The organism is Lentzea flava (assembly GCF_014648475.1).
Lineage (GTDB): Bacteria > Actinomycetota > Actinomycetes > Mycobacteriales > Pseudonocardiaceae > Lentzea > Lentzea flava.
This window is the reverse complement of record NZ_BMRE01000008.1, coordinates 161,278-175,344: the sequence shown is the minus strand read 5'-3', so window position 1 is coordinate 175,344 and position 14,067 is coordinate 161,278. Positions and strand designations below refer to the sequence as shown.

The following is a 14,067-nucleotide window of genomic DNA, read 5'->3' as shown; positions in this document are numbered from 1 at the left end:
TCACTGCCGGTTCCCTGGACCGGTACACCGCCTTTTTGTGCACGACCGGGCGTATCACGCCGTCCGAACAGAGGGTCATAGTCGGTGCGGCCGGCTTGGCCGCACGGATGTGGAGGTGTGCACGATGTCTGACGATTTCACCAATGAGAGCGACAGGGAGATTGTCGTCGATCTGCCCTACGTGAAACTCGTGGCCGAACACCTTTCGAAGTACGACCGCGGCGCCAGACCGGACCCGGAGAAGCACAGCACCGTTCTCGGGCTCGGCGTGGTCAGCCTGCCGGGACTCGAGGACGCCGCCTCCACGCTCCGCACCCTGCGCGAGGAACGCGAGGCCCGCGGCGATCGCGGCAGGTTCGACCGAGGCGAACCGCCGGACAGCGACCTCGACGAGATCCTCCACGAGCTCCGCAGAACCTTCCGCGAGGAGCACGGCGGGTGGGCGCCCGAGATGGGCAAGAACCGCACCGTCGCGTCCGTGTACGGCACCCCGCACATCGGCGGCGACGGCTACCCGCTGAAGGCGGAGAACGCTTTCGAGCTGGCGGGGAGCTCGAGCTACCCGAAGGTGCAGGTCGGCCTGATCGACACGAGGGTCTATCCGCACCCGCAGTTCGCCGGGCGGCTGATCGCGGCCGGGAGCGCGCTCCTCCCGACCGGCGAGGACGCCGTGTACCAGGACCTCGACCTCCACGCCACGTTCTCGGTGGGCCGGATCCTGCGCGAGGCACCCGAGGCCTCGGTGATCGTGGAGGCCGTGCTGAACCACGACGGCGCTAAGTCCACCGTCTGGGAGGTCGCCATGGCCATGACGCGCTTCGCCGACCGCGACGTGAGCGTGCTCGCGATGCCGTTGGTGTGCCACACGGACGACGGCGAGCCACCGCTCGTGCTCAAGCGAGCGGTCGACCTGCTGCGCAACAAGGTCGTCGTGGTCGCCGCCGCGGGCAACTACGGGCGAGAGAAGCCCGACGACAAGGGCGTCCAGCAGAACAACCGGCCCGGTTTCCCTGCGGCCTGCGACGGGGTCGTCGCCGTGGGGTCGGTGAACGACAACGGGGAGCCGTCCGACTTCAACCCGCAGGGCGCCGAGTGGATCGACGTGTTCGAGGTCGGCGAGCGGGTGCTGAGCACGTCGGTGCGCGGAACGGTCAGGTACACGCCGTTGGAGGACGGCGCCCAGCCGCCGGCCGACTCCGCATTCGAGGGAACCGCCGAATGGACCGGGACCTCGTTCGCCGCGACGACCATCGCCGGCAAGATCGCGGCGGAGATGATCGCCACGAAGAAATCGGCGTTCGACGTGGCCAGGGAATTGACGGGCGGACGCGGAATCTGATTCAGGTTTCACGCGGAAGAATTCACCTGCTGCCGGACGCCTTCGGATTCGAGGGCGTCTGGCCGGTGACCGCGTGGCCTCCTTGAGCACTGGAACCCCGCCTGACGCGGCTACGGCGTGGACGCCCCGAGGATCTGGCTCACCGCGGTGGCCATGTGCTCGCGATGCCCGTTGAGCGCTTCCGCCGTGATGCCGTTTGCGCTGGCCCGGGCGACGTCGTCGGTCGCGACCCGGAGAACCGCGCTCGCGGCGGCGGCACGCACGCGGACGTCGATCGAGTCCGCCGGCAGGCCCATTCGTTCCGCCAGCACGTCAGCCAGCGCGTGCTCCGCCCGTTCGCGCAGAACGAGGTAGGCGGCGCGCAACGCGGGCTCGTCGTGGGTCAGCCGCACCACGGCGAGCACGGCGTCGACGTCGTCGTCCGACGCGGTGTCGAGCACCGGCGAGTACGCGTCCCGCAGGTGGTCGATCAGCTCCCGCTCGGGTGGCCAGGCCCGCAGCACCACGCAGAACGCGTCCACCATCTTGGTGAGCAACGGCTCGACGCAGCTCTCCTTGTGCGGGAAGTAGCGCCAGAACGTGCGCTCGGAGACACCGGCGGCCTGGGCGATCTGCTCGCCGGAGGTGGCCGCGACGCCCTGCTCGGCGAACAACCGCACGGCGTGGCGGGAGATGTCCAGGCGCTGCTGCTGACGTTGCTCGGCACTCACCGGCGGCCGGCCGCGGCGAGGCTTTTCTGACACAACGTCCGTCATCGGGCGATTTAAGCACGTCACTCATCCGGACCATTTAGTGGCAGAGAGTGCCACTAATCGCTACGGTCGAGGCATGAGCACTGCCACCGAACGACTTCAGCTGCCGCTGCCCCGGCCGAACGTTCTCGAGCTCGCCCCGCTCTACGAGGTCCTGCGCCGCGAAGCGCCGATCACCCCGGTCACCACACCGGCCGGTGATCCCGCCTGGCTCGTGACCCGGCACGAGGAGGTCCGCCTCCTGCTGGGCGACAAGCGCTTCGGCCGTTCCCACCCCGAACCCGAACGGGCCTCGCGCATCACCACCGCCGCCGTGCAGGACGGCCCGACCGGCGAGTACGAGACGGAGGAGGCCGACCACGCCCGGATGCGCCGCCTGCTCACGCCCGCGTTCTCCGCCAAGCGGATGCGGATGCTGGCCGACCACATGGACGGGCTGGTGCAGGGCTACCTGGACCGGCTGGTCGCCGAGCACGACGCGTCGCCCGACGGTGTCGTCGACCTGCACTCCGGGCTCGCCTACCCGTTGCCGGTCGCGATGATCTGCCTGCTGCTCGGGGTGCCGGAGTCGGACCACGAGCTCTTCGGCAGGCTGTCCGAGCGGATGGCCAACACGACCATCGGCGAGGAGGCGCACCAGGCCCGCGAGGAGTTCTTCCGCTACATGATCGGTCTCGTCGAGACCAAGCGCCCTCAGCTCGGCGAGGACGTGATCTCCGACCTGATCCGCGCCCAGAGCGAGGACGCCTCCTACGACTACGCCGAGATGGTCCGGCTCTGCGTCGGCCTGCTGTTCGCGGGCCACGAGACCACCGTCAACCGCATCGGTCTCGGCCTGCTGTTCCTGCTCACCGAGCGGTCGCGCTGGGAGGCGCTGGTCGCCGATCCGGACGGCCGCGTCGACGCGGTGGTCGAGGAGATCATGCGGCTCGGCGCGCCCGGCGACCTCGGCCTGCTGCGCTACGCCCGCGAGGACGTGTCCATCGCGGGCGTGGACATCCGGCGCGGGGACGCGCTGGTCCTGTCGATCAACGCCGCCAACCGCGACGCGGAGGTGTACTCCGACCCCGAGGCGTTCAACCCGGACCGTCCGGAAAGGACACACCTCGGTTTCGGCCACGGCGCGCACTTCTGCATCGGCGCCTCCCTGGCCCGCACCGAGCTGCGGGTCGTCTTCGCGGCACTGGCCCACCGCCTGCCGGGACTGCGGCTGGCGAAGGACCTCGACCAGCTGCGGGTGCGCACCACGCTCACCGGCGGTGTCGCCGAGCTGCCCGTGACGTGGAGGTCGCGGTGAGGGTCGAGGTGGATCTGGAGAAGTGCGTCGGCGCCGGGCAGTGCGTGCTCGCCGCGGACGACGTGTTCGACCAGCGGGAGGAAGACGGCCTGGTGGACCTGCTCGACGCAAGCCCACCCGAGGCCCGCTCCGCTGACGTGAGGCACGCGGCGGCGGTGTGCCCGGCGGCCGCCATCCTCGTGCGGGACTGAAGGGCGAGGGCGCGCCGCGCGCGGTTCAGTCGACGAAGTACGAGTCGTGCTTCTCGCGGAACGCGGTGAGGTCGTCCTTCGAGACGCTGCTGAGCTTCTCGAAGTACTCCTCACGCGGCGCGCCCGGCGTGAACAGCAGCAACATCTCGGCCGGGGCGTCGGCGTCGTTGCGGAAGGCGTGCAGGCCGCCCTGCGGCACGTACACGAAGTCGCCCGGCTTCGTGTCGATCCACTGGTCGCCGTTGTAGATGCGCACGCTGCCGTCGAGGATGTAGAACGACTCCGAGATCGTGCGGTGGAAGTGCGTGGTCGGCCCACCCGCCTTCGGCTTCATGATGACCCGGTACAGCCCGAACTCGCCGCGCGTGGTCTCGGTGGTCGCGAGGTAGTGGATGCCGTTGTCGGGCTGACCGGTGTCGACGGGGGTGCTCGCCGGGCGGAACGTCGCGCTGACCTCGCCGGTCTCGCCGAAGTACACCTTCTCGGGGTAGGACACTGTTGATCCTTTCTCGGGTTCCTGTGCAGTAGACACAATCGCCCGCGCGGATGTGACAGCTTCGGTTCTTCCCGGGCGGTGACGTACACCGACGGCGTCATCTGACGGGCGCGACGACTCGGCGCCCGCACCTAGCGTCGCGCCACGTGAGACTGACAAAGCTGTTGGCGACAACCCTGCTCCTGACCGGCTTGGCACCACTCGCGCCGGCGTCGGCGAGCAGCCCCTCCTGCGCCGCGGTGCCGGTGACCGCCCCGGCCGGCGCGAAGATCGAGTCCGTGGACGCGGTGCGCCGTCCGGGCGGAACAGTCACGTTCCCGCAAACCCCTTTCTCGGCGCCACCACCGATCCACGACGTGCCCGCGTACTGCGAGCTCACCGTCACGCTCACCCACCAGGACGACCACGTGAAGGTCGTGGTCGCGCTCCCGGAGACCGGCTGGTCCGGCCGTCTGCAGGGCGTGGGCGGCAGCGCGTACGCCGCCGGTGACACCGGTGCCCCGTTCGTGCAGGCCGTGAAGGACGGCTACACCGCCGTCACCACCGATGCCGGTGTGCTGACGGGCCTCGACACCAGCTGGGCGTTGACGTCGGCCGGCCAGGTCAACAAGACGCTGCTCACCAACTTCGCGACGCGTTCGGTGCACGAGTCGTCGGTGATCGCCAAGGAGGTGGTGCGCGAGCACTACCGGCGTCCGGTGTCGTACGCGTACTGGAACGGCTGCTCGACGGGCGGCCGCCAGGGCTACTCCGAGGCGCAGAACTTCCCGGACGACTACGACGGCATCCTCGCCAACGCCCCGGCCGTGAACTGGACCCAGTTCGCCGTGGCGACCCTGTGGCCGCAGATCGTGCAGAACCAGGACGGCCACGTCGTCAGCAACTGCGTGCTGGCCGCGTTCCAGAAGGCCGCCGTGGAGGCCTGCGACGCGTCCGACGGCGTGCGGAACCAGATCGTCGACCGCCCCGACCGCTGTGGCTACGACCCGCGGCGCCTCGTCGGCAAGGTCGTCGTCTGCGACGGCGAGGAAGTCACCGTCACCACCGCCGATGCCGACATCATGCGCAAGATCTGGAACGGACCGACCGACGAGCGCGGCAAGCCGTTGTGGCCGGGTCTGCCGAAGGGTGCCGACCCGATCTGGCTCGCGGGCACGCTGCCCGGCTTCCCCGGCCCCGGTTTCCCGGTCGCCGCGGCGTGGGTGCAGAGCTTCCTGCTGAAGCAGCCCGGTTTCGACACCTCGAAGCTCACCTACCAGCAGTACCGCGACCTGTTCCGGCAGTCGGTCCGCGAGTACGACGACGTCATCGGCACCTCGAACCCCGACCTCTCGGCGTTCCGCCGCTCCGGTGGCAGGCTGATCACGTTCGTCGGCAGCAACGACCAGCTCATCCCGCCCGGCGGCACGCTGAAGTACCGCGAGGACGTGGAGCGGCGGATGGGCTACGTGAACAACTTCTACCGCCTGTTCCTCGCGCCCGGCGTCGACCACTGCTCCGGCGGCAACGGTGCCGCGCCCGTCAACCCGCTCGGCGCCCTCGTCGACTGGGTCGAGCGCGGCAAGGCTCCCGCCGTGCTGGCCGGCGCGTCGGCCGACGCCACCCGCGACCTGTGCCCGCTGCCGCAGTACTCGCGGTATCGGGGCGGCGACCCGAAACTGGCGTCGAGTTACCGCTGCGCCTGAGTGAGCTTCTCGTTCAGCCACTTGCGTGCCACCGACCACGCGTGTCCGTCCGGCTCGATCACGTGGAAGTGGTCGGCGCCGGGCGACGCGACGAACTCCGCGTTCGCGTGCTTTCGCGCGTAGGTCCGGCTGAACTCCACCGGGACCACCTCGTCCGCCGTGCCGTGGATCGCGAGCACCGGCACGGCGGCGTCGGCCATCTCCACCGGTGAGGTCATCGCGTACAGCTCGGGGTTCTCCGCCGCGGAGGCCCCGAGGAGCAGGCGGACCATGCCGTGGCCCACACCGGCCGCCACGACCGGCCACATCTCCGGCGCGGACGGCTCAGGAGCGCCCCGCGGCGGCTCGGCGCTCGTGTCGGCCAGCTCCGTGCCCATCTCCGCGGTGTCGGCCGCGACCAGGTCGAGTGCTCCGGCGAGCGACACCACGCCCGCGAGCCGCACGGCCGAGTGCTCCCGGTGCGCGGCCCACGTCGCCAGGTGACCGCCCGCCGAGTGGCCGACCACCGCCACGCGTGAGGTGTCCAGCTTGGGATGCAGGTCCGCGACGAGGTCGATGGCCGCGGCGATGTCCTCGAACGTGCCCGGCCAGCCCGCGCCGGGCTCACCGACCCGGCGATACTCGACGCACCACACCGCGAAGCCGTCGCCGACGAGGTCGTCGACGAGGGGCTGGACGGCGGTGGCGTCCCACATCGCGGCCCACCAGCCGCCGTGGATCACCACGACGACCGGGAAGGGCCCGTCGCCCTCGGGCAACGTCAGCTCGCCGAACTGGGAGGGTTCGGTGCCATAGGTGCGGATCACGGCTCGACCACGCCTTCCTCAGCGCTGACGAGCGAGTCGATCGCGTCGAAGAAGGCCTTGATGCCGGGCAGGTTCGCGCCCTTCACCCGCGAAGCCGCGTAGTCCTCCGACGAACGCCACTCGACGATGTCGAGCCACTCGTCGTTCGCCAGCCGCACGAGCCGGGCGCCGAGAAATCCCTCGCGGTCGGCCTCGAAGTCGGCGATCATGGCCGGCCGGGCGGCCAGCAGCTCGCCGGCCTTCTCCGGCAGCACGCGGAAGCGGGTCAGTTCCACTGAAGTAGTCACCAGTTCATGATAGTCAAAATTAGTGACTAAGTGGAGTGATCCAGGACTCAGGTCAGCTGCAACGACGTCGGGTAGAGCCAGCTGCCGGGCGTACCCTCGGCGGGGTTGGTGTAGAAGTCGCGCACGGCAGTGACGTACTCCTGCACGCTGATGGCCCCGTCGCCGTCCGTGTCGAGATGTGCGAACGCCAGCCCGCACTCCTCCTCACTGAGCCCGCGCGCCTTCAGCAACACCCCGAACTCGCCCGCGTCGACCCGCCCGTCACCGTTGGTGTCCGCGATGTCCAGCAACGACTGCACGACCTCGAGGAAGTCCGCGTCGAACGGCCCGTCCTCCACGAACGCCGAGAGCATCGCGTCCCGGTACTCCTCGGGCCCGATCCGCCCGTCGCGGTCGGCGTCGCAGTGCTCGACCAGCAACTCCCAGAACCGGTCGTACGCGTCGACGAGCTCCCGGCCGCGCTCGGACGACGCCGGCTCCCCGAACGCCCGCAGCAGCCGATCGGCCAGCGCGTAGATGTCGGCCAGCTCGATGACGCCGTTGCGGTTGACGTCGTAGTGGGCGAACGTCGAGTCGATCCTGTGCTGCAGCACCTGCTTCATGCCCGGCACTGTGGAGACGGGGTGCGGGTCGACGCAAACCAGGTCGCCCAGCCAGGTGACGTTGTTCAACCGCTTGCGCGGCCTCCAGGACCGTCCCGGTATAGTTATACCGGTACCAGCCTACGGAGGATCACGTTGATCGAACTCAAGTCGCCGGCCGAGATCGAGCGCATGCACGTCACCGGTCGCTTCGTCGGAAAGCTGCTCGACGAGCTGTCGACGGTGGCCGCGGTCGGCGTGAACCTGCTCGACCTCGAGCACCACGCGCGCCGGATGATCGAGGAGCGCGGCGCCGAGTCGTGTTACTGGGACTACTCGCCCTCGTTCGGGCGCGGGCCGTTCCGCAACGTCATCTGCCTGTCGGTCAACGACGCGGTGTTGCACGGGCTGCCGAAGAGCTACGTGTTGCAGGACGGGGATCTGCTGACGATGGACATCGCCGTCAGCATCGACGGGTGGGTGGCCGACTCCGCCGTGTCGATCATCGTCGGCACGCCGCGCGAGGAGGATCTCCACCTCATCCGCGCCACCGAGGTGGCGTTGGAGGCCGCGATCGAGGCCGCGCGGCCCGGCAACCGCATGGGCGACATCGAGGCGGCGATCGGAGAGGTCGCCGCGGAGTTCGGGTACACGCCCAACCTCGAGTTCGGCGGGCACGGGATCGGGCGGACCATGCACGAGGCGCCGCACGTGTCGAACAACGGGCGGCGCGGGCACGGCATGAAGTTGCGGCCAGGGCTGACGATCGCCATCGAGCCGTGGCTGGCCGCTACGACCGATCGGATCATCTTCGACGATGACGGGTGGACGCTCCGGTCCGCCGACGGGTCGCGCACGGCGCATTCCGAGCACACCGTGGCGATCACCGAGGACGGGCCGTTGGTGCTCACGCGCCGTCCGAACGAAGCGGCAAAAGGCAAAGTGGCGAATTCGATCGGGCTCGGGTAACCATGCAGTGGGCTGAGGAGAGGGACGGAGGAGCGACAACACAGGAGTCTGGATGACCACAGGGGGCAGGGCAGAGCTGGGCGTCGACCTGGACGAGCTGCGGCTGCTGGTCGGCTTGTCCTATCGCGAGCTGGCGCGGCGCACCGGGTGTGCCCGCAGCACGTTGCACGACGCGTTGACCGGCCGCCGCTTTCCCAAGCTCGACACCGTTCTGGCGATCGCGCAGGCGTGCGGTGGCGATCCGATGGGCTGGCGGCAACGGTGGGTGGCTGCCTGCAAACGCGCTCAGGCGCCACGCACGGTGCCGCGGAACCGATCTGATGGGCTGGCGGCAGCGGTGGTTGACTGCCTGCAAACGCGCTCAGGCGCCACGCACGGTGCCGCGGAACCGATCTGATGGGCTGGCGGCAGCGGCGGGTGGCTGCCTGCAAACGCGCTCAGGCGCCACGCACGGTGCCGCGGAACCGATCTGATGGGCTGGCGGCAGCGGTGGGTGGCCGCGTGCAAAGGTGCTCAGGCGCCGCGCACGGTGCCGACGATGTCGCGGCAGTCGATGAGTCCGAGCTGACGGGAGTCCTGCGACCGCGGGTTGTCGCCCTCCACGGCCACGAAACCGGGCGGCACGTGTGAGGTGCCGGGCAACGCGGGGGCGAGCCAGTCCGGCACGGCGTCGCCGGCGACGGCCGCCACGCGTTTGATCCGGTGCGGCAGCTCGGGGTCTGGCACCCGGAACACGATCACCTCGCGGCGGCGCGGGCCCCTGCGCAGGAGCCTGCGCGCCACGAGTTTCTGGCCGTCGTGCAGCGTCGGCGACATGCTGTTGCCGCGCACCGTCACCCTGACCCACATCAGCCGACCCTCGCATCCTGGTATCCGTCCGCCTGCAGGCGGAACAGCCGGGCGTATTCGCCGTCCGCGTCCATCAGCTCGTCGTGGCTGCCCTGCTCGGCGATCTGGCCGCCCACCAACGTGACGATGAGGTCGGCACCGCGCAGCGCCGACATCCGGTGCGAGATCAGCAACCTGGTGCGTCCCTCCGCGTGCCGCCGCAGGGTGTCGTGGACGCGGTGCTCGCCCTCGGCGTCCAGGCCGGACGTGGGCTCGTCGAGGATCATCAGCTCGGCGTCATCACGCATCAGGCAACGCGCCAGCGCGACCCGTTGCCACTGCCCGCCGGACAACGTGACGCCCGTGCGTTCCTCGTCCGCGTGCGTCCTGGACAGCACCGTGTCGTAGCCGTCCGGCAACGCTTCGAGCGTGTCCGCGATCTTCGCGATCTCGGCGGCCGCGACGATTCGCGCGCGGTCGCCGAGATCACGCACCTGCCCGATGCCGATGTTCTCCGCCGCGGTCAGGTCGTAGGCCATGAACTCCTGGAACACCACGCCGATCCGCTTGCGCAGCTCCTCGACGTCCAGCTCGCGGAGGTCGGTTCCGCCCCACGTGATCGTGCCCCGCTGCGGGTCGTAGAAGCGGCACAACAACTTCACGAGCGTGCTCTTGCCCGCGCCGTTCACGCCGGCCAGGCCGACGGCCGCACCCGCGGGGATCGTCAGGTTCACGCCGCGCAGCACCCACGGGCCGTCGTCGGAGTAGCGGAACCAGACGTCCCGCAGCTCGATGGTCGCCTCGGCGGGTGTCCTGGTTCCGGCAGGCAGGTCGTCACGGGTGCCGACGACGTCGAGGTAGTGCCCGAAGAGCCTGACCGCGCGCCCGGCCTCGCCGAGCTGCAGCACCACTCCGGACAGTCCGTTCTGCACGCCCCGACCGCGCCGAGGAACAGCACGAGATCACCGACGGACGAGCGGCCGGACACCACGTTCACCGCCACCACGACGGTTCCCGCCCCGGCGACGAGGGCTCCGAGCAGTGCCAGGGCGCTCTGCACCAGGGTTCCCCGCCGTGCCGCCGCCAGGCGCGCGCCCGACACCGTCGCCAGCGAGCCGACCATCCTGGTGTGCAACAACTCCCCGAGCCCGAACAGACGGATCTCCTTGGCCGCCCGCACGTCCGTGAGCAGCGCGCGGTAGAAGAGGCGCCTGCGGTCGGTCGCCACCCATGCTTCTTCCGTCGCCGCCTCACGCCGTGCGGTGGCGAGCCTCGCGAACACCGCCGTCACCACGGAGGCGAGCAGCAGCAACGTCATCGGCGGCCACACCACCAGCAACGCCCCGGTGAAGCTCACCAGCAGCACGACCGATCTGACGAGCTCCTGCGTGAACTGCGAGATCGTGCCCGGTGCCTCCTGCGCCGCCTGCTCGGCGAGCCGCAACCGGTCGTGGAACGCGGGATCCTCGATGTGCCGCAACCCCGGCAGCGTGGCGATCCGCTGGAACAGCCTGCTTTCCACGGTCAGCGTGACACGTTGATGCACGACCTCGCCGAGGTGCCCGCCGACGTACAGCACCGCGATCGCGAGCCCGCCGACGAGAGCCGACGCGACCGCGAGGAACGCCGCCCTGCCGGCGCTCGCCGTGCCCGAGGTGAGCTCGTCGACCAGCAGCATCGTCAGCCAGGCACCGGTCGCCGGTGCAGCGCCGGCGACAACCGTGAGCACCAGCGTGATCGTGGCGACGAGCGGGGTGGCCCGGAAGGGCAGGGCGAGCGCGGCCAGGGCGTTGCGGATCATGCCACCGGAGCCGGAACACCGGCGAAGTCGCTCAGCTTGATGCCGGATGCAGTCACCACCCCGCCGTGCGTGTGCAGCAGGGTCGGGTACGCCATGACGCCGAACGCCGACAGCACGGGGTCGTCCGCGCCGATCACCGCGACCCGTCCCAGCGCGCTGACCTTCTCCACGAGCCGGGCCGTGGCCTCCGGATCGGTCGGATCACCGTCCACAACGGACACGAACCGCGCGGCGGGCCGGTCGGCCAGCAGCGCGTCGGTGAGCGAACGGCACGGCCCGCAACCGACCGAGAAGAACCCGACCTGCACCGGCCCGTCGAGGTCGGCCTCGGTGAACGGCATCCCGTCGGTGTCGGTGACCGAGAACGACGGGATCACCGTGCCGGGCTGAGGCAGGTTCTGGTTGCGCGGCGGCCCCGACCGCTCCTGCAGTTCGCGAACCCTCGCCACCAGCCCGAACGTGAACAGCACGTGCACCGCGACCACGACGGCGAGCAGGACGACGGCGATCGTGAGCAGGGTCATCGGTTCCTCCCAGGATGCTGGTGGCGTCACGAACGCGCCCACGAGCGCAACAGCGATCAACGCCCCGTTGCGCGCGAGGTGCTTGGGTCCGAGCACGTCGCCACCCGCTCCAAAACACTTGCAGCGCACGGACTTGCTGCCGCGGATGGCGAGAACGATCCCGCCGCAGAACGCCGCCAGCAGCGCGACGGCGAGTGCGTAGCCGAGGCTCGTTCCGGGAATCGCCAGCAGCACAACGGAAAGCGCCTCACCGGCGAGGACGGCGAAAGCGAGCGGCCGTGCCGGCAGCCACGGCGCAAGGGCCGCGATCGAGTCGCGGAACTCGGCGAACCCCTGGCGGGTGCGGACTTTGCCGGCGACCGCCGCGAGGAAGACAGCGGCGAGCACCACACGAGCGAACAGGTCGAGCACTTCCGGCCTCCCCCAACAGGTACGGGGCACCGGCGGGAAGGTCCCGCCGGTGCCCTCGGCACGTCAGCGGCAGCTGCTGCTGACGGACGAGCAGATGCCGTTGCAGTTGAAGCGGTAGCCCCTCTTGCAACACTGCCCGTGCTCCGGCACGCAGGCACCGGCATCGACCTTCGGCAGCACCAGTCCGACGAGCTTCTCACCGGCCAGCTGTGCGAAACGCTTCATGGTCCGCTCCTCCCAGTTGATCAACGTGGACGCCGCACACGCTGGCTGGCCGCGGACAGGAACGGAAGCCGAGTCGGACGTTCTCGGACACCCTCGGACTCGCGCTGACCCGTTCGGCGGATCACCGTGCCGCCCTGTCGGATCAGCCAGGCACGGCAGAAGGCCCGGAAGCCGCGCGGCTTCCGGGCCTTCTCTTCCGCGTTCAGCGGCTGTACTCGGGTTCCTTGCGCGAGTGGAAACCCCTGCGGTACCAGACGAGCGGGTCCGGCGACCCGTCACCCAGCCGCACGTCCAGCAGCTTGCCGATGAGCAGGTCGTGGTCGCCGGCCAGGACGACGTCGGCCATCTCGCACCGCATCGCCACGACCGCGCTGGGCAGCAGCGGCAACGCGGTGCCGGGCCAGCTGACGAGACCGGTGTCCGCGAACCGGTCCACGCCGCTGGTGGCGAAGGTCCTCGCCACCTCACCGTCCTGCGCACCCAGCACGTTGATCACGAACTCCGGTGCCGAGGTGAGTGCCCGGTGGCAGCTCGAGGTGTGGCCGATGCCGACCAGCACCAGCGGCGGCTTCAGCGACACCGAGGTCAGCGAGCTCGCGGTGAACCCCCACCGGCGGCCGGTGCCGTCGGTCGTGGTCACCACCGCGATCGGTGCCGCCACCAGCGACATCGCCTCGCGGAACAGCTGTTCGTCGACTGGCATGACCCCTCCTGCGGTTACTTGGCGGGCGCGGCGGCCTGGGCGGCCTCGCGCGCCTGGGCCTGGAAGCCCGAGCGGTTCTCGGCGACCCAGCGCTGCGAGGCGCGGGGGCCGTCGAGGGCGCCGTTGAACTCCGGCACCACGTAGCGGGCCAGCAGCTCGAAGCTGCGCTTGATGTCCTCGCGGGAGGCCCAGTCGTGCGTGTTGACCAGCAACGTGCCGAAGCCGCCGCTCTCGTCGAGCTTGCGCTGGATGGCCTCGACGGCCTCCTCGGGCGAGCCGATGATCACCGAACCGGTCTCCAGCGCGGCGTCGGCCTCCTGACCCGCGGGCAGGGTGGCCGGGGCGCCGAACGTGTCGCGCACGTACTCCTGGTACCACCGGCTCATGCCCGGCCGCACCTGGTCGAGCGCCTCCTTGCGGCTCTCGGCGATGTGCACGCAGACCGTGACGCGCCAGTCCTTGCGGTCGACGGTCTGGCCGTGCTTGGCGGCCTCGTCCTCCGCCGCCTGCCACAGCGCGGCGAGCGGCGGGTCCTGCATGCCGGGGCGACCGGCGAACGTCAGCGCCTGCAGGCCGTACTTGCCGGCGAGGCGCATGCCGCGCTCGGAACCGGCGCTCGCCACGACCATGTCGAGCGGCTGGTTCGGGTACGGGCGCAGCTGCAGCGACGCGTCGCGCAGCTCGAACCAGTCGGTCTTGCGGGTGACCGGGTCGCTGCCCTGGATCAGGCCGACGAGCGCGTCGAGCGACTCGGCCATCATGCGGCGCTGGTCGCTCGGCGCGATGCCCATCATCGACGCGTCGGCGGGCGAGACACCCGCGCCCATGCCGAACATCGCGCGGCCGCGGCTCTGGTGGTGCAGCTGCACGATGCGGCCGGCGGCGGTCAGCGGGTGGTGGTAGGGCAGGCTGACGACGCCGGTGCCCAGCTTGATCTGGCGGGTGCGCTCGGCGGCCGCGGCGAGGAACAACTCTGGCGAGCTGATCAGCGACCAGCCGCCGGAGTGGTGCTCACCGACCCACGCCTCGTCGATGCCGAGCACGTCCAGCCACTCGATGAGCTCCATGTTGCGCCAGAAGGTGGCCGACGGGTTCTCCCCCAGGCCGTGGAACGGTGCCATGAACGCGCCGAACTTGAGTGTCATCGAACTCTTCCGTCCTTTGTAGAGTGA

The 14,067-nt window shown here is 70.2% G+C and carries 18 protein-coding genes; 6 read left to right on the top strand and 12 right to left on the bottom strand.

The genetic code is table 11. The features are described 5' to 3' along the window. The first annotated feature begins 124 nt into the window (after window positions 1-124). Complete coding sequence (locus IEZ09_RS13035; protein ID WP_189253910.1) at window positions 125-1,339, top strand: S8 family peptidase; 1,215 nt, start codon at window positions 125-127, stop codon at window positions 1,337-1,339. Window positions 1,340-1,449: 110 nt separating this feature from the next. On the opposite strand, the gene IEZ09_RS13030 is transcribed toward IEZ09_RS13035, so the two are convergent. After that, the gene (locus IEZ09_RS13030; protein ID WP_229812501.1) at window positions 1,450-2,094 is read right to left on the bottom strand and encodes a TetR family transcriptional regulator; all 645 of its coding nucleotides are present in this window, start codon (window positions 2,092-2,094) and stop codon (window positions 1,450-1,452) included. A gap of 73 nt (window positions 2,095-2,167) precedes the next feature. Here IEZ09_RS13030 and IEZ09_RS13025 point away from each other — a divergent pair, with 73 nt between their 5' ends. Together IEZ09_RS13025 and IEZ09_RS13020 are read left to right on the top strand one after the other, a co-directional pair. Next, window positions 2,168-3,388, top strand: a complete 1,221-nt coding sequence (locus tag IEZ09_RS13025; RefSeq protein WP_189253909.1) for a cytochrome P450 — start codon at window positions 2,168-2,170, stop codon at window positions 3,386-3,388. Further along, a complete protein-coding gene (locus IEZ09_RS13020) occupies window positions 3,385-3,579 on the top strand; it encodes a ferredoxin (protein ID WP_189253908.1) in 195 nt (64 codons plus the stop codon). The genes IEZ09_RS13025 and IEZ09_RS13020 overlap by 4 nt, the downstream gene beginning before the upstream one ends. A 25-nt stretch (window positions 3,580-3,604) precedes the next feature. On the opposite strand, the gene IEZ09_RS13015 is transcribed toward IEZ09_RS13020, so the two are convergent. Beyond that, window positions 3,605-4,075, bottom strand: coding sequence for a cupin domain-containing protein (locus IEZ09_RS13015; protein ID WP_189253907.1), 471 nt, complete (start codon window positions 4,073-4,075; stop codon window positions 3,605-3,607). 146 nt (window positions 4,076-4,221) lie between these two features. Between IEZ09_RS13015 and IEZ09_RS13010 the strand changes: the two genes are divergently transcribed. Further along, the gene (locus tag IEZ09_RS13010; protein WP_189253906.1) at window positions 4,222-5,760 is read left to right on the top strand and encodes a tannase/feruloyl esterase family alpha/beta hydrolase; all 1,539 of its coding nucleotides are present in this window, start codon (window positions 4,222-4,224) and stop codon (window positions 5,758-5,760) included. Here IEZ09_RS13010 and IEZ09_RS13005 read toward each other — a convergent pair. From IEZ09_RS13005 to IEZ09_RS12995, 3 genes are read right to left on the bottom strand one after another with little or no spacing between them, the layout of a single operon-like run. Next, window positions 5,745-6,566: an alpha/beta hydrolase family protein gene (locus IEZ09_RS13005; RefSeq protein WP_189253905.1), complete on the bottom strand. Its 822-nt coding sequence runs from the start codon at window positions 6,564-6,566 to the stop codon at window positions 5,745-5,747. The genes IEZ09_RS13010 and IEZ09_RS13005 overlap by 16 nt on opposite strands. Continuing rightward, on the bottom strand, window positions 6,563-6,853 hold the full coding sequence (locus IEZ09_RS13000; RefSeq protein WP_189253904.1) for an antibiotic biosynthesis monooxygenase: 291 nt from the start codon (window positions 6,851-6,853) through the stop codon (window positions 6,563-6,565). The genes IEZ09_RS13005 and IEZ09_RS13000 overlap by 4 nt, the downstream gene beginning before the upstream one ends. Before the next feature lie 47 nt (window positions 6,854-6,900). Continuing rightward, entirely contained in the window at window positions 6,901-7,455 is a 555-nt protein-coding gene (locus IEZ09_RS12995) for an EF-hand domain-containing protein (protein WP_189253903.1), read from the bottom strand. Window positions 7,456-7,590: 135 nt separating this feature from the next. Here IEZ09_RS12995 and map point away from each other — a divergent pair, with 135 nt between their 5' ends. Then, window positions 7,591-8,403 carry a type I methionyl aminopeptidase gene (gene map / locus IEZ09_RS12990; protein ID WP_189253902.1) on the top strand — a complete coding sequence of 271 codons (813 nt, stop codon included), beginning with the start codon at window positions 7,591-7,593 and terminating at the stop codon, window positions 8,401-8,403. 52 nt (window positions 8,404-8,455) lie between these two features. Further along, window positions 8,456-8,800 (top strand): helix-turn-helix domain-containing protein, encoded by a 345-nt coding sequence (locus tag IEZ09_RS12985; RefSeq protein ID WP_189253901.1) that lies wholly within the window; start codon window positions 8,456-8,458, stop codon window positions 8,798-8,800. A 116-nt stretch (window positions 8,801-8,916) separates the two neighbouring features. On the opposite strand, the gene IEZ09_RS12980 is transcribed toward IEZ09_RS12985, so the two are convergent. From IEZ09_RS12980 to IEZ09_RS12955, 7 genes are all read right to left on the bottom strand, one after another. Further along, a complete protein-coding gene (locus tag IEZ09_RS12980) occupies window positions 8,917-9,252 on the bottom strand; it encodes a S26 family signal peptidase (protein WP_189253900.1) in 336 nt (111 codons plus the stop codon). After that, on the bottom strand, window positions 9,252-9,965 hold the full coding sequence (locus IEZ09_RS46370) for an ABC transporter ATP-binding protein (protein ID WP_229812500.1): 714 nt from the start codon (window positions 9,963-9,965) through the stop codon (window positions 9,252-9,254). Before IEZ09_RS46370 ends, IEZ09_RS12980 begins: the two co-directional genes overlap by 1 nt. Continuing rightward, window positions 9,962-11,032, bottom strand: coding sequence for an ABC transporter ATP-binding protein (locus IEZ09_RS46365; protein ID WP_229812499.1), 1,071 nt, complete (start codon window positions 11,030-11,032; stop codon window positions 9,962-9,964). Before IEZ09_RS46365 ends, IEZ09_RS46370 begins: the two co-directional genes overlap by 4 nt. Continuing rightward, the gene (locus IEZ09_RS12970) at window positions 11,029-11,967 is read right to left on the bottom strand and encodes a TlpA family protein disulfide reductase (protein WP_189253899.1); all 939 of its coding nucleotides are present in this window, start codon (window positions 11,965-11,967) and stop codon (window positions 11,029-11,031) included. Before IEZ09_RS12970 ends, IEZ09_RS46365 begins: the two co-directional genes overlap by 4 nt. Window positions 11,968-12,030: 63 nt before the next feature. Further along, window positions 12,031-12,192 (bottom strand): hypothetical protein, encoded by a 162-nt coding sequence (locus IEZ09_RS12965; RefSeq protein WP_170155060.1) that lies wholly within the window; start codon window positions 12,190-12,192, stop codon window positions 12,031-12,033. 202 nt (window positions 12,193-12,394) lie between these two features. Beyond that, the gene (locus IEZ09_RS12960; RefSeq protein ID WP_189253898.1) at window positions 12,395-12,895 is read right to left on the bottom strand and encodes a flavin reductase family protein; all 501 of its coding nucleotides are present in this window, start codon (window positions 12,893-12,895) and stop codon (window positions 12,395-12,397) included. 14 nt (window positions 12,896-12,909) lie between these two features. Continuing rightward, on the bottom strand, window positions 12,910-14,040 hold the full coding sequence (locus tag IEZ09_RS12955) for an LLM class flavin-dependent oxidoreductase (protein WP_189253897.1): 1,131 nt from the start codon (window positions 14,038-14,040) through the stop codon (window positions 12,910-12,912). Window positions 14,041-14,067: the final 27 nt, after the last annotated feature.

Coding starts and splice junctions, on each gene's coding strand:
- IEZ09_RS12985 (WP_189253901.1), top strand. CDS start 8,456: ATGACCACAGGGGGCAGGGCAGAGCTGGGCGTCGACCTGGACGAGCTG.
- IEZ09_RS13030 (WP_229812501.1), bottom strand. CDS start 2,094: ATGACGGACGTTGTGTCAGAAAAGCCTCGCCGCGGCCGGCCGCCGGTG.
- IEZ09_RS12995 (WP_189253903.1), bottom strand. CDS start 7,455: ATGAAGCAGGTGCTGCAGCACAGGATCGACTCGACGTTCGCCCACTAC.
- IEZ09_RS13035 (WP_189253910.1), top strand. CDS start 125: ATGTCTGACGATTTCACCAATGAGAGCGACAGGGAGATTGTCGTCGAT.
- IEZ09_RS13025 (WP_189253909.1), top strand. CDS start 2,168: ATGAGCACTGCCACCGAACGACTTCAGCTGCCGCTGCCCCGGCCGAAC.
- IEZ09_RS12980 (WP_189253900.1), bottom strand. CDS start 9,252: ATGTGGGTCAGGGTGACGGTGCGCGGCAACAGCATGTCGCCGACGCTG.
- IEZ09_RS12965 (WP_170155060.1), bottom strand. CDS start 12,192: ATGAAGCGTTTCGCACAGCTGGCCGGTGAGAAGCTCGTCGGACTGGTG.
- IEZ09_RS46365 (WP_229812499.1), bottom strand. CDS start 11,032: ATGATCCGCAACGCCCTGGCCGCGCTCGCCCTGCCCTTCCGGGCCACC.
- IEZ09_RS12955 (WP_189253897.1), bottom strand. CDS start 14,040: ATGACACTCAAGTTCGGCGCGTTCATGGCACCGTTCCACGGCCTGGGG.
- IEZ09_RS12960 (WP_189253898.1), bottom strand. CDS start 12,895: ATGCCAGTCGACGAACAGCTGTTCCGCGAGGCGATGTCGCTGGTGGCG.